The sequence below is a fragment of the Duncaniella sp. C9 genome (genome assembly GCF_004803935.1).
Classification (GTDB): Bacteria; Bacteroidota; Bacteroidia; order Bacteroidales; family Muribaculaceae; genus Duncaniella; species Duncaniella muris.
This window is the reverse complement of the sequence record NZ_CP039547.1, coordinates 1,050,153-1,063,084: the sequence shown is the minus strand read 5'-3', so window position 1 is coordinate 1,063,084 and position 12,932 is coordinate 1,050,153. Positions and strand designations below refer to the sequence as shown.

Annotated in this window: 12 protein-coding genes; 4 read left to right on the top strand and 8 right to left on the bottom strand. The window is 53.7% G+C overall.

The annotated features are described in order from the left end of the window. Window positions 1-30: 30 nt before the first annotated feature. From E7745_RS04300 to dcm, 4 genes are all read right to left on the bottom strand, one after another. Window positions 31-564, bottom strand: a complete 534-nt coding sequence (locus tag E7745_RS04300; RefSeq protein ID WP_136408374.1) for a hypothetical protein — start codon at window positions 562-564, stop codon at window positions 31-33. Window positions 565-599: 35 nt separating this feature from the next. Then, window positions 600-1,238, bottom strand: coding sequence for a redox-sensing transcriptional repressor Rex (locus tag E7745_RS04295; RefSeq protein ID WP_123398134.1), 639 nt, complete (start codon window positions 1,236-1,238; stop codon window positions 600-602). Window positions 1,239-1,580: 342 nt separating this feature from the next. After that, a complete protein-coding gene (locus E7745_RS04290; protein ID WP_107032363.1) occupies window positions 1,581-2,771 on the bottom strand; it encodes a type II restriction endonuclease in 1,191 nt (396 codons plus the stop codon). After that, window positions 2,755-4,032, bottom strand: a complete 1,278-nt coding sequence (gene dcm / locus E7745_RS04285) for a DNA (cytosine-5-)-methyltransferase (protein ID WP_107032364.1) — start codon at window positions 4,030-4,032, stop codon at window positions 2,755-2,757. The genes E7745_RS04290 and dcm overlap by 17 nt, the downstream gene beginning before the upstream one ends. A 175-nt stretch (window positions 4,033-4,207) precedes the next feature. On the opposite strand from dcm, the gene gltX reads away from it, so the two are divergent. Beyond that, complete coding sequence (gltX, locus tag E7745_RS04280; RefSeq protein ID WP_123398132.1) at window positions 4,208-5,743, top strand: glutamate--tRNA ligase; 1,536 nt, start codon at window positions 4,208-4,210, stop codon at window positions 5,741-5,743. A gap of 63 nt (window positions 5,744-5,806) precedes the next feature. Beyond that, entirely contained in the window at window positions 5,807-6,778 is a 972-nt protein-coding gene (gene argC / locus E7745_RS04275; RefSeq protein ID WP_123398131.1) for an N-acetyl-gamma-glutamyl-phosphate reductase, read from the top strand. 608 nt (window positions 6,779-7,386) lie between these two features. Here the strand turns inward: argC and E7745_RS04270 are convergent. Both E7745_RS04270 and E7745_RS15170 read right to left on the bottom strand, forming a co-directional pair. Continuing rightward, window positions 7,387-7,572 (bottom strand): hypothetical protein, encoded by a 186-nt coding sequence (locus tag E7745_RS04270; protein WP_136408373.1) that lies wholly within the window; start codon window positions 7,570-7,572, stop codon window positions 7,387-7,389. 314 nt (window positions 7,573-7,886) lie between these two features. Next, complete coding sequence (locus E7745_RS15170) at window positions 7,887-8,009, bottom strand: hypothetical protein (protein WP_255201554.1); 123 nt, start codon at window positions 8,007-8,009, stop codon at window positions 7,887-7,889. Between the two features lie 132 nt (window positions 8,010-8,141). Between E7745_RS15170 and rsmA the strand changes: the two genes are divergently transcribed. Both rsmA and mgtE read left to right on the top strand, forming a co-directional pair. Further along, window positions 8,142-8,972 carry a 16S rRNA (adenine(1518)-N(6)/adenine(1519)-N(6))-dimethyltransferase RsmA gene (gene rsmA, locus E7745_RS04265; RefSeq protein ID WP_136408372.1) on the top strand — a complete coding sequence of 277 codons (831 nt, stop codon included), beginning with the start codon at window positions 8,142-8,144 and terminating at the stop codon, window positions 8,970-8,972. A gap of 81 nt (window positions 8,973-9,053) precedes the next feature. After that, on the top strand, window positions 9,054-10,418 hold the full coding sequence (gene mgtE, locus E7745_RS04260) for a magnesium transporter (RefSeq protein WP_123398129.1): 1,365 nt from the start codon (window positions 9,054-9,056) through the stop codon (window positions 10,416-10,418). Between the two features lie 200 nt (window positions 10,419-10,618). Here mgtE and E7745_RS04255 read toward each other — a convergent pair whose 3' ends face one another. Continuing rightward, a complete protein-coding gene (locus E7745_RS04255) occupies window positions 10,619-11,290 on the bottom strand; it encodes a DUF4294 domain-containing protein (RefSeq protein ID WP_107032369.1) in 672 nt (223 codons plus the stop codon). Between the two features lie 55 nt (window positions 11,291-11,345). Next, window positions 11,346-12,932: an L-aspartate oxidase gene (gene nadB, locus E7745_RS04250; RefSeq protein ID WP_107032370.1), complete on the bottom strand. Its 1,587-nt coding sequence runs from the start codon at window positions 12,930-12,932 to the stop codon at window positions 11,346-11,348.

Sequence of the window (12,932 nt, the reverse complement as noted above, 5' to 3'; positions counted from 1 at the left end):
AGCTAATGAAAAGAGGCTAAGAGGTTGAATTCAGACAAGCTTCTGGCTGAGAATCTCAACACCGTCAACCGTGAAGCCGAACCTGCCCGGCGCTTCCAGCGGCACCATCGTGTCAGCCGCAGGGAACAGAATCAGATCGCCGATCTTTAGAGTCGTGTAACGGCTTATCATGCTGATGGCTCTGTCTATAGCCGCAGCCTGCGGGGCGAGTCTGATCTCGACACCTCCGGCAGTGACAGCCATCGGAGCCGAAGCTTTGGCGGCAGCGATCCACTGTCCGTGGACAATTCCGGAGTCCATTCCGGCTATGACCGAGGCCAGTTCAGGAGCCGACGGCAGCGTCAGGCGCATCGCGAAACTGATGCCGTCATAATAGCGCGGAGCGAACTTTTCTGAAATATTCTTGCCGAGACGGCTTATCTTGACCGCCAGGCAGATCTGCGCCTGCCATCCCTCGCCCTCCTCAGGCATGAACAGCGGACGCCCCTGGAGCACCAGCGCGGAGTCTGGGTGGAATTCAAGCCGGAGCACCGGATCGAGAGCTATGACACGGATTATCTTCATGTTCTGTAGTCGAAGTAAGCTTTTGGGGGAATTTATCAGTCTTTGTGCCGGGGCATACGGTTGTACATCACGGCCAGATGCGCATAGATCGAAGTGTTCTGCACCACCACGTCAGGCGCCGTGCGTATGCGGAACGGGGTGAAATTCCAGAGAGCCTTTATGCCGGCGGCCACACACAGCTCGGCCACCTCCGCACAGCTCTCCACCGGCACGGCGATCACGGCGATCTCAGCGCCCAACTCGCCCACACGTCGGCTCAGTTCCGACAGCGGATAGATAGGCTTGCCGTTGAGCGACCGCCCGACAACGTCGGGGTTCACATCGAAACCCGCCACAATATCAAGACCGTAGCGCGACAGACCGGAGTCGGCTATCAGAGCCGAGCCGAGACTGCCCACTCCCATCATCACCGCCTTGTGCTCGCGTCTGAAACCGAGGAAGTCATAGAGCCCCCTCTCCAGCTCCTTGACCTCATAGCCGATGCGGGTCTTGCCCTTGATGCTGAGATATGAAAGGTCTTTGGCAATCTGCGACGACTCCACGTTGAGTTCCTGCGAGATAGCAGTGGTCGAGACATACTCCACCCCCTGGGCCCTCAGGCGCGACACGCAGGCCAGATACCAGGGCAGGCGCGAGATGGCCGGTTCCGGAACATATGGTTCGTTGTTTTCCATGACTTTAAGAGGGGTGTTTTAGCGTGGTTGTTAGTATGAAGATTGACACTTGGGAGACCCATCAGTCGCAAAAGTACAACATTTCCACCTATTATCAAAATAATACTTTCGACTTGACAAACGGCATTTTATAAGTAACTCTTCAAAATTAAACGATATAATGTACATTAGTATTTCCCATGTATGATCTTTTATACTCTCTGCAGATTTATTCCGGTCAGAATCAAGTTCTTCATCGGTCGTTTATGTCTATAAACTCCCTCTTCAGTCCTCAATTCCGTCTCTGAATAAATCCCGCATATAGTATAAATTAATTTTTCATAGTTACTTATCAGCTATACATTATATCAGATAATGTTTCGGTATATTATCCTGCCTTCTTTTCACTATGCCTATAAATTCCGAAAGATCCTTCAATTGGTTCTGATATGCTTTTGGGAAGCTTTGTATATACGGCTTAGGCACAATCAGTGTCAATTTCGCATCAGACATTTCTTTCAACTGCGAAAGGGATATTCCCTGCTGCAAGGTAAACAAATATTTTTCCTCAACCCTATCCGCTTCCGAGAGAACCTGTCGCCACCGATCTTTGCATGTCGTTTTTGCCCCCAGAACAACAAGATCTTTGGCAGGAAATTCAAAATTATGATAACAGGAACTGTTTGGAAATAAAAAATCCGGACGTTTCTTACCTTCTGTCAGAGCCTGTTCTTCAAATACAAGATCGTTCTTTGAGAATAACTCTGACAAATGATGTTCAAGAGATTTTCCCGCTCTGGATTTCCTCCGGTTCAATACTTCATTGGCGATCCTGACAAATTCATCGACAGATTCAAATGCGTTTTTGAGTTTGCCGGAATATATTTTTTCTTCTATAAGTCTAAAAAGTCTATATTCTGCATCGAGCCAAGAAAGGAGCAATGAATCAGGCGACTTTATAAAATCGGATTTACTGATCGAATGAGCCTTATTAAAGTTCAATTGAGCCAGCGAAGACATCTGTAAGGTTGTCGGAAAATCATCCAATTCACGCACATGTTCCTGAAAAAACATCTCCAATTTCTTATCCGGATCAGTGCCTCCAGCGGTTATCAGCTGATTAGTTTCATTCGGGCTAAGATTAAAGTAAGCATAGAACCCATCTATATCATCATCTGAGGATAACACATAAGCTACATAATCAGAATCTGTCATTTTGCTCAAAATAAGCAATGACCCTATATATTCGTCATTCAGGAACGGAAAATCGCGCCCGAATCGGGTGATACGGTATTCATTTCTTGTCCTCTGACCGTAATATTTCATACGGCTTGTAGTATAAAAATCATCTTGCCACAGGATGCTGACAGTCTTTTCTTTGTTCTCGCCTTTACGTCCTAATTCATCGAACAATAACGGAGCAGCACATTTCGGCACATAGAAACCCGATTGATGTCCACCGGTCTGACCTGTATCATTCGCTGTTATATAACGGCACCATGCCTTCTCCGAACGCTGTATTGCATTTATAGCAGACTCAAGCAGATTGTTCATTTTTCTTCAATACTTTAATTATTTGTTCAGCGACTGCGGTTATCAACGGAACAACGACCGAATTACCGCATTGCCTATACGCTTGGACATCAGAAACCTGATCAAGTCTATACTCATCCGGATAACCCATCAGTCTGGCACATTCACGAGGAGTAAGCCTCCGAGGATTCATCCCCTCTCCACGAGGAATCAGTATTTCCGAGCCGTCTTTATAGTAACGGGCACTCAAAGTTCTGGAAATACCTTTGATATCAACCAGGCCGAAACCAAATCCATTGCCCTTTGCTTTATGCTTGTCTGCATAATTTTTCAAATATGACCAAAGCTTATCGCTCAGAACATACTTATCATCCACTGCCGATTCCAATATTTCCGTCATAGAGTGATCTCCTCTACCCACAGGGGGGAATTGAAAGTCTTCCTGCCCATGAAAAACGGATTTATCAAAACCTACCATAATTATTCGCTCTCTGTGTTGCGGAACATAATCCTGCCCATCCATTACAAGATAATGGAGAGTATAATTCAGTTCTTCAAGAGTACCTTTGATAACCGCAAAGGTATTACCCTTGTCATGCGACACCAGATTCTTCACATTTTCAAGAAAAAAAGCCTTTGGTCTATGACGTGATATAATTTCAGCCACATCAAAAAACAACGTACCTTGGGCCTTATCCTTGAATCCTGTCTCACGTCCAAGACTATTCTTTTTAGAAACTCCGGCTATTGAAAAAGGCTGACATGGAAATCCAGCACACAGGACATCGAATTTTTCAGGAATATAACCCTTGACATATTCCTTTGTTATATCACCAAAAGGAACTTCACCAAAATTCGCAAAATATGTTCTTTGAGCAAATTTATTCCATTCGGAAGAAAAGACACATTTCCCTCCGTGCGCCTGCATAGCCAATCTGAAACCTCCCATACCGGCAAACAAGTCTATAAATGTAAACTCTGTATTTCGTGGCGCCGGGAACGGTATATCTAAGAACTCTTTAAAAAGACCATAAGACAATTGTGGTTCAGCCACACAATTGTCAGCCTCTTTCTGTTCTGAATCTGCATGTCTGTAATATAAATCAAGACATCTTTCAGAATAAGCCGCAATATCCATATCTACAGTATCATCCAACCTATGAACATAATGACTTATTATTGCTAACTTGTCCTCATTAGAGTAGTTACAAGACAGCTTTTCATTATTGCATGGAAAGTCCGGGAATTTAAATTTAAACAGATTTTCTATATTTTTTCTCATTGGATGATTCAATACTTATAGTTCACAAAATTAGATAAATTATTTCGTCTTTACAATTCCGAATTATTGAAATCGTAAAAAGCCTTGTAGTTATAAGTCCTTTCGTTGACATTTTTAATTCGCTTTTTACATAGTTTTTTACTAAATTTGCCACTCAAATAAACCACAGTCAAATATGGACCGCAAAGTTAGAGTGAGATTCGCCCCCTCCCCCACAGGGCCTCTTCATATCGGCGGCGTTCGCACCGCCCTTTACAATTATCTTTTTGCACGCCGTCACGGCGGCGACATGATTCTCCGCATCGAGGACACTGATTCGAACCGTTTTGTGCCCGGCGCCGAAGACTATATCAACGAATCGCTTGCCTGGCTCGGCATCAAGATTGACGAAGGTGTGCGCGAAGGCGGCAACTTCGGGCCCTACAAGCAGAGCGAGCGCCGCGACATCTACCGCAAGTATGTGAAGCAGCTCCTCGACAACGGCAAGGCCTACATTGCCTTCGATACCCCTGAGGAACTCGAAGCGGCCCGTGCCGCAACCCCCAATTTCCAGTATGACGCCTCGACCCGTCTGGGAATGCGCAACTCGCTCTCTCTTCCCGCCGAGGAGGTGAAAAGCCTGATCGACGGCGGCACTCCCTACGTGGTCCGCTTCCTAATCGAGCCGGGCCGCGACGTGGAGGTCAACGACCTGCTCCGCGGAAAGGTGACCATCAATTCTTCGATCCTCGATGACAAAGTGCTCTACAAGAGCGCCGACGATCTGCCCACCTATCACCTGGCCAACATTGTCGACGACCACCTGATGGAAGTCTCCCACGTGATCCGCGGTGAGGAATGGCTCCCCTCGGCACCCCTCCACGTGCTTCTCTACGAGGCATTCGGCTGGGCCGACACGCGCCCCGACTTCGTGCACCTGCCCCTGCTGCTCAAGCCCGACGGCAAAGGCAAACTCTCGAAGCGCGACGGCGACCGCCTCGGCTTCCCTGTCTTCCCCCTCGAATGGCACGATCCAAAGACCGGAGCTATCTCGTCGGGCTACCGCGAGTCGGGCTATCTGCCTGAGGCTGTCATCAACTTCCTCGCCCTGCTCGGCTGGAACCCCGGCGATGACACCGAGATCATGTCGATGGACGAACTTATCAGCAAATTCTCTTTCGACCACTGCTCCCGCTCAGGCGCCAAGTTTGCCTTCGACAAGGGCCGCTGGTTCAACCACGAATACATCCAGGCCACTCCCGATGCCGAACTGACCCGCCTCTTCCGCCCTGTGCTGGAAGCCAACGGCGTGAACCCCGACGATTTCGGCGACGACTACATAACCCGCGTCATCAGCCTCGTCAAGGGCCGTGTCAACTTCGTGGCCGAGCTCTGGGACCAGTCGAAATTTTTCTTCAAGGCCCCTGAGACCTATGCGGAAAAAGACATCAAGAAGCGCTGGAAGCCTGAAACACCGCAGCTGCTCGCCGAACTCATCGAACAGCTCCGCGCCCTCCCCGACTTCAGCTCTGCCGCAGCCGAGCCCCCGGTGCTCGAATGGGTGGCAGCCAAGGGCTATCATCTCGGCAACGTCATGAACGCCTTCCGCCTGACCCTGGTGGGCGAATGCAAGGGGCCCCACATCTTCGACATCACCGAACTGCTGGGCCTCGAAGAGACCGTCAGACGCATCACCCGCGGCATCGAGACCATCAGCCTCCCCGAAGCATAGTCAACCGGACATCAATCCTCACACACACAGTATCTCTCACACAGAATCTATCGAAACAGAACCATGATACGCGTAGGAATCATCGGCGGTTCCGGTTATGCCGCCGGAGAGTTGGTCAGAATTCTCCTCAACCACCCCGACGTCGAACTGAAGTGGGTCCACTCCCGCACCGTGGCCGGACAGCGCATTGTCGACGTCCACCAGGGACTTCACGGCGAGATCGACATGAGCTTCTCAAACACGATCGACCTGAAAAACATCGACGTCCTCTTCTGCTGCCGCCCCGCAGGCAAAACCCGTGAGTTCATCGAAACCCACACCATACCGGAAGACCTCAAGATCATAGACCTCGCCCGCGACCACCGCATCGAGGACGGCTCGCATGACTTTGTCTACGGTCTTTCAGAACTGAACCGCAAGCCGATGGTGCGCGGAGCCAAGCATGTGGCCAATCCCGGCTGCCTCGCAATGGCCGTGGAACTCTCGCTGATACCCCTGGCCAAAAACCTGCTGCTCAACTCCGACATCCACACCACCATCGTCACCGGAGCCACAAGCGAAGGAGCCGAACGCCGGCCCACAACCCACTATGCCTGGCGCAACGACAACATGGTGGTCTACCGCCCCTTTGCCCATCCGCAGATGCCTGAGATACTTCAGGTGCTCAGAGCCATGCAGCAGAGCTTCGACTCACAGATCCACATGCTGCCGATGCGCGGTTCATTCTCGCGCGGCATAATGGCAGTCAGCTATCTCGACTGCCCGCTGGAGCTCACCGAGATCATCAGGATCTACAGCGAATACTTCGCCGACCACAACTTCACGTTCATCACCTCCAAGATTCCTGACCTGAAAGACGTGGTCAACACCAACAAGTGCATCATCCACCTCGACAAGATCGGAGGCAAGCTGCTCATCACAGCCGTGATCGACAACCTCCTCAAGGGAGGCGCCGGCAACGCGGTCCACACCATGAACCTGCTCTTCGGACTCCAGGAAACCACCGGTCTCACCATGAAGGCCACCGGCTACTGATCTGTCACCGTCTGTCACGGGCACCTCTGCCTGCTGAGACACATCATCACCATCAAGCGGCTGCCTCGTCCGGGCGGCCGCTTTTGCTTCACGCCGGCGCGCAGCAGACTCGCGTGCACGGCGTGAGCGCGCCATAGCCTTGTCAATCTCAGGCCGCAAAAGAGCAAAAGTCATCAGCGCGTCAATGCCGTCTGACCTGACCGGAGCCGGGCCGCCGGCCATATAGCCGTCGATAATGTGCATGATCATAAGATATTGGGTTCTGTGGTCACAGAGATATGACGTGGCTATGCCGACGCGATTGCTGATGTCGTCATAAAACTTCTGTGACACAGGCCGTTTGGGCTCGGCCTGACGCTTCTGTCTTTTTACCTTGGTATTATTTTCGGTAACAGTGGTTTTCATAGCTTCAAAACGTGGTTGAAAGGTTAAAAGGTTATTGAAATCCATATCGGAAAGAACTTCTGCAAAGATACAACACCCGGCTCCCGAAAGAGTGCGATAATGCGGAGACAGGCCGTCCGGAGCCGTAAATCGGTGTCCTCGACCGGACACCTTTACCGGGGTAATAGCTAACCCGTGACACCTGCGCGCCTTGCGCTGCGGTGTCACGGGCTACGAGTAAATCTGCGTCCTCCGGACGCCAGGCCGGCCGGACAGCGGGTGTCAGCCATGACGCCTTCCGGACGGGCCACGAGTGGCGGATGTCCGCATGACGGATTTCGGACGGGCCACGGGTGGCGGATGTCCGCATGACGGATTTCGGACGGACCGCGGACAGCGGGTGTCCACATGACGGATTTCGGACGGACCGCGGACAGCGGGTGTCCGCCAGGACACCGGTTTACACGTAGCCCCCGACACCGCAGCGCAAAGCGCGTAGGTGTCGGGGGAAAAAGACATTCATGCCAATGTGGTGTCCGGTCGAGGACACCGATTTACCGCCCCGGATGGCCCCGCGATCGGCGGGTGTCCGCAAAGCGGGCCCCTGACGGCCCGCCGGCGGGCGCACGAAAAAGCCCGGCGGGACGCTGGTTCCACTGCCGGGCTGGGTAATAAAAAGTCGGGAGGCGGGCTTTTGGTGCCGCCTCTCTAAGGTTTCTACGGTTTAGAAACCTTCAATCGGGGCAGAGAGAGCCGAATTGAGGTTCGAGCTCTGCTCTTCGCTTATAGCCTGAGGCCTGTGGCGGGAGGCTACCTTGATGAAGCGTGATGTTGAATTCACGTTCATCTATAAAACCACACACCACCGCCTATGGTTGCCTCACGGCCGCTTAAAATAAGCAAATTGATGTTGAATATCGCAAATATCGCCGAAAAAGGCTTATCTTTGCAGTTGGAAATCACGTATCGCAGAAAAACTATGGCAGTAAACAGAAAAAACCGCGGCGGAGCCGGATCAGGCTCACCGGTGCGCCCGAAAAAAGCTCTCGGTCAGCACTTTCTGACCGATGAAAGCATTGCCGCCCGCATTGCTTCGACCCTCGATGACTTCAAGGGACTGCCCGTGATGGAGGTAGGCCCCGGAATGGGCGTGCTAACCAAATATCTCATTGCCGGCGGCCACGACGTAAAAGTGGCCGAAATCGACGGCGAGAGCATAGAATATCTCCGCTACAACTACCCCGAACTGTCGGGGCGCATCCTCGATGCCGATTTTCTGAGGCTCGATCTGGCGCAGACCTATCCCGACGGACAGAAATTCTGCGTGATCGGAAATTACCCATATAACATCTCATCACAGATCTTCTTTCATGTGCTCGACTACCGCGACCAGGTGGTCTGCTGCTCCGGAATGCTCCAGCGCGAAGTGGCCGAACGCTTCGCTGCCGCTCCGGGCACAAAGGCCAGAGGCATCCTGAGCGTACTGCTACAGGCCTGGTATGACGTGGAATACCTCTTCACGGTGAGCGAGAACGTGTTCAACCCGCCCCCGAAAGTCAAAAGCGGAGTCATCAGAATGACCCGCAACGGCGTGACCGACCTCGGCTGTGACGACCGTCTGTTCAAAACCGTGGTGAAGACCTCCTTCGGCCAGCGGCGCAAAACCCTACGCAACTCCCTGCGCGGACTCTTCCCGGCCGGAGTGCCGTTGCCTGACGACCCGCTGCTCTCCATGCGCCCCGAACAGCTCACTGTCAAGCAGTTCATAGAGCTCACACGGCTCATCGCCTCATGCGCCCGTCAGGACTGAATGACCCTCTGACATGGCGCCCCGAATGAGCAAACCAACGGAAGTCTTACCCCACAAGCACCACTCCAAAAGCCTCGCACCATGAAAGAATTCACCCCCGAATATCTCGAACATCTCCGCAAAATAATCCATGACCGCGCCGACACCGCGGCCCGCGAGGAACTCGCCGATCTCCACCCGGCCGACATTGCCGAACTCTATCAGGATCTCGACCTCGAAGAAGCCGAATATCTTTTCAAACTTCTTGACGAAGAGATGCAGGCCGATGTGCTCATGGAACTCGACGAGGATGACCGCGCCAAGCTCCTCTCTAAGATGGACGTGGCCGACATCGCCAAGCAGATCGAACACCTTGACACCGACGATGCCGTTGACATCATCCAGGAGCTCGACGAGGATGACCGCGAGAAGATCCTCAGCCACATCGACGACGTCGAGCAGGCCGGCGATATCATCGACCTTCTGAAATATGACGAAGACACTGCCGGCGGCCTCATGGGCACCGAAATGATAGTGGTCAACGAAAACTGGAGCATGCCCGAATGCATCAAACAGATGCGTATGCAGGCCGAGGACATGGACGAGGTCTACTACGTCTATGTGGTTGACAACGAAGACCGTCTGCGCGGCACCCTCCCGCTGAAAAAACTCATCACCCACCCCTCGGTGTCGAAAATACGCCACGTGATGGAGACCGATCCGGTGGCCGTGAAGGCCGACACGCCGATTGACGATGTGGCCCTCGATTTCGAAAAATATGACCTTGTGGCCATGCCGGTCATCGACTCCATAGGCCGTCTGCTTGGACGCATAACCGTCGACGACGTCATGGACAAGGTGCGTGACTCAAGCGAACGTGACTACCAGCTGGCATCGGGTCTGTCAGGCGACGTAGAGAGCGACGACAAACTCTTCGCCCAGACCAAAGCACGCCTGCCCTGGCTCCTCATCGGCATGGTGGGAGGACTGTGTAATTCAGTGATTCTCGGACGTTTCGAAGGTGGATTCGTGGTCGATCCGGCCCTGGCCCTCTTCATCCCCCTGATCGGCGGAACGGGTGGAAACGTCGGCACCCAGTCATCGGCAATCGTGGTGCAGGGCCTCGCCAACGGTTCGCTCGACATCAAGAAATCCTCGCGCCAGCTGCTCAAGGAACTCGGCGTCGGACTGCTCAACGGCAGCATCATAGCCCTGCTGGTATTCCTCTACAATTTCTTCACCCTCGGAGCCGGCCATGAGGTCACCACCTTCGCCGTGTCAATCTCGATATTCTGTGTGGTGATGTTCGCCTCGGTCTTCGGCACCTTCGTGCCCCTCACGCTTGAGAAACTGAAAATCGACCCCGCCATAGCCACGGGCCCCTTTATCTCCATCACCAACGACATCATCGGCATGCTCATCTACATGTCAATCTCCACCTGGCTCATCGTCTTCTTCGCCCACTGATCACCCCACGGGCGGGTGTCCGACAGGACACCGATTTAATAGTAGCCCCCGACACCGTAGCGCACAGCGCGCAGGTGTCGGGGGGTAAAGATATTCACGCAAATGTGGTGTCCGGTCAAGGACACCGATTTACAAACCCGAACGGACCGGGACCTCAACATGTCCGCCAGGTGTGCTCCGGACAGGCCACGGGCTGCGGGTTAGAGCTGGCCGAGTTCGACCATTGTGGCCACGCGCTCCACTATGGCATCCTTGCGGTCCTTGTCGGGGTTATAATCCGTCTTGAGATTCACGCCGAAGAGACGGCCGAAGGTCTGCCAGAATCCGGCGCGAAAACTGCCGAGGAATGCTTTCAGAATATTGTAGCTCGACTGGTTGGTCTCGCGGTTTATGAGCTTGACAAGCATCTGGGCCTGCGACTTGGTAAACTTCTTCAAGGCAGGCTTATACTGCTTGAACACCTCCCCTTCCATGCGTTTCAGATGCTCCTCGCGCTCCTTCTGGGTGGGGAATGTCTCGATGTATTCATAGGTCTCGATCAGCGTCTCGCAGATGAGTTTGGCATAGGGGAGCGTCTTTTTGACATCGCGCACGGTTTTCCAGTAGAACTCCTCCTCCTTCTTGTTTTTGAACTTGAGGGGAGGAAACACGGTGACATCGGCGAGCACCAGCATCAGGGTCTGCTCGCCGTCCTCGCCGTCGAAAAAGTAATAGCCGCGGATCGGCTTGACCCTGCCGTCGCCCACCTCGACATCGGTCTCAGGGCCGTCAGGCAGCGCCTGAGCGGCGCCGGCGGCCTGCGCCACCGAAGGCGCGGCCACCGTCACAGCCGTCAGTATGAGGAGGAATATTATCTTTCGGATCAGGATCATTATACCTATTATAACAACTTATAACAGCCAGGCGGTCGGAAATGTCAGAGGGGGATCACTCTCCGTGCTGTCCGCGTGGCACGGGCGGATAGTCAACCGTGTAGTGCAGGCCGCGTGACTCCTTGCGCTCCTTGGCCTGGCGCATGATCAGGTAGCCAACATTAATTATATTACGCAGCTCGCAGATCTCACGCGAGGCTTTTGACTGCTTGAAGAGCTTCTCGGTCTCCTCATAGAGAATGTCGAGGCGGTTCCAGGCGCGGTCGAGGCGCAGGTTGGAGCGGACTATGCCCACGTAGGTGCCCATGATCTGGTTTACTTCCTTGATGCTCTGGGTGATGAGCACCATCTCTTCGGGGTGGCGTGTGCCTTCGTCGTTCCAGGAGGGCACATCGGTGCGCCACTCGTAGTGCGAGGCGTTGGCAATGGCGTGTCTGGCAGCTGCATCGGCATAGACCACAGCCTCGATCAGCGAGTTGGATGCTAGGCGGTTGCCGCCGTGCAGGCCTGTGCAGGAGCACTCGCCCACGGCGTAGAGGCGCCTGATCGACGACTCGGCGTTGGAGTCGACCTTGATGCCTCCGCAGAGATAGTGGGCGGCGGGAGCCACGGGTATGTAGTCTTTGGTGATGTCGATGCCGAGCGAGAGGCATTTGGCATAGATGTTGGGGAAGTGGCGGCGGGTCTCTTCGGGGTCTTTGTGGGTCACGTCGAGATACACGTGGTCATCGCCGGTGAGCTTCATCTCCGAGTCGATGGCGCGGGCCACAATGTCGCGCGGGGCGAGCGAGAGGCGGGGGTCATACTTGTGCATGAACTCCTCGCCCTTGAGGTTGCGGAGCACTGCGCCGTAGCCTCTCATGGCCTCGGTGATCAGGAAGTTCGGGCGGTCGCCGGGATGATAGAGGGCCGTGGGGTGGAACTGGATGAATTCCATGTCCTTGACGGTGCCTTTGGCGCGGTAGACCATAGCGATGCCGTCGCCGGTGGCCACGAGCGGATTTGTGGTGGTCTGATAGACGGCACCTACACCGCCGGTGGCTATGAGGGTGATGCGCGAGAGGAAGGTGTCGACCTCGCCTGTCTGCGTGTCGAGCACGTAGGCTCCGTAGCATGTTATGTCAGGTGTGCGGCGGGTCACTATCTTGCCCAGATGGTGCTGGGTGATGATCTCGATGGCAAAATGATGTTCGAAGATGTCGATGTCGGGGTTCGACCTGACAGCCTTGATGAGCGATTCCTGGATCTCGAATCCGGTGTTGTCGGCATGGTGGAGGATGCGGAACTCCGAGTGGCCGCCTTCGCGGTGGAGGTCGAAGCTGCCGTCTTCCTTCTTGTCGAAGTCAACGCCCCAGTTGATAAGCTCACGTATCTGTCCGGGAGCCTCGGTGACAACCTTTCTGACAGCTTCAGGATCGCTGAGCCAGTCGCCGGCTATCATTGTGTCGTTGATGTGTTTCTCGAAATCGTCTACTTCGAGGTTGGTGACCGAAGCCACTCCGCCCTGGGCGAGGGCCGTGTTGGCTTCATCGAGAGTGGTCTTGCATATCAGGGCCACTTTGCCCTTTGAAGCGACCTTAAGGGCAAAACTCATGCCGGCTATGCCTGAGCCGATCACAAGAAAATCATATTTGCGTGTCAT

Excerpts from the sequence above, each read along its gene's own strand:
- E7745_RS04300 (WP_136408374.1), bottom strand. The coding sequence starts at position 564 with ATGAAGATAATCCGTGTCATAGCTCTCGATCCGGTGCTCCGGCTTGAA.
- E7745_RS04295 (WP_123398134.1), bottom strand. The coding sequence starts at position 1,238 with ATGGAAAACAACGAACCATATGTTCCGGAACCGGCCATCTCGCGCCTG.
- E7745_RS04290 (WP_107032363.1), bottom strand. The coding sequence starts at position 2,771 with ATGAACAATCTGCTTGAGTCTGCTATAAATGCAATACAGCGTTCGGAG.
- dcm (WP_107032364.1), bottom strand. The coding sequence starts at position 4,032 with ATGAGAAAAAATATAGAAAATCTGTTTAAATTTAAATTCCCGGACTTT.
- gltX (WP_123398132.1), top strand. The coding sequence starts at position 4,208 with ATGGACCGCAAAGTTAGAGTGAGATTCGCCCCCTCCCCCACAGGGCCT.
- argC (WP_123398131.1), top strand. The coding sequence starts at position 5,807 with ATGATACGCGTAGGAATCATCGGCGGTTCCGGTTATGCCGCCGGAGAG.
- E7745_RS04270 (WP_136408373.1), bottom strand. The coding sequence starts at position 7,572 with ATGTGGACACCCGCTGTCCGCGGTCCGTCCGAAATCCGTCATGCGGAC.
- E7745_RS15170 (WP_255201554.1), bottom strand. The coding sequence starts at position 8,009 with ATGAACGTGAATTCAACATCACGCTTCATCAAGGTAGCCTCCCGCCAC.
- rsmA (WP_136408372.1), top strand. The coding sequence starts at position 8,142 with ATGGCAGTAAACAGAAAAAACCGCGGCGGAGCCGGATCAGGCTCACCG.
- mgtE (WP_123398129.1), top strand. The coding sequence starts at position 9,054 with ATGAAAGAATTCACCCCCGAATATCTCGAACATCTCCGCAAAATAATC.
- E7745_RS04255 (WP_107032369.1), bottom strand. The coding sequence starts at position 11,290 with ATGATCCTGATCCGAAAGATAATATTCCTCCTCATACTGACGGCTGTG.
- nadB (WP_107032370.1), bottom strand. The coding sequence starts at position 12,932 with ATGACACGCAAATATGATTTTCTTGTGATCGGCTCAGGCATAGCCGGC.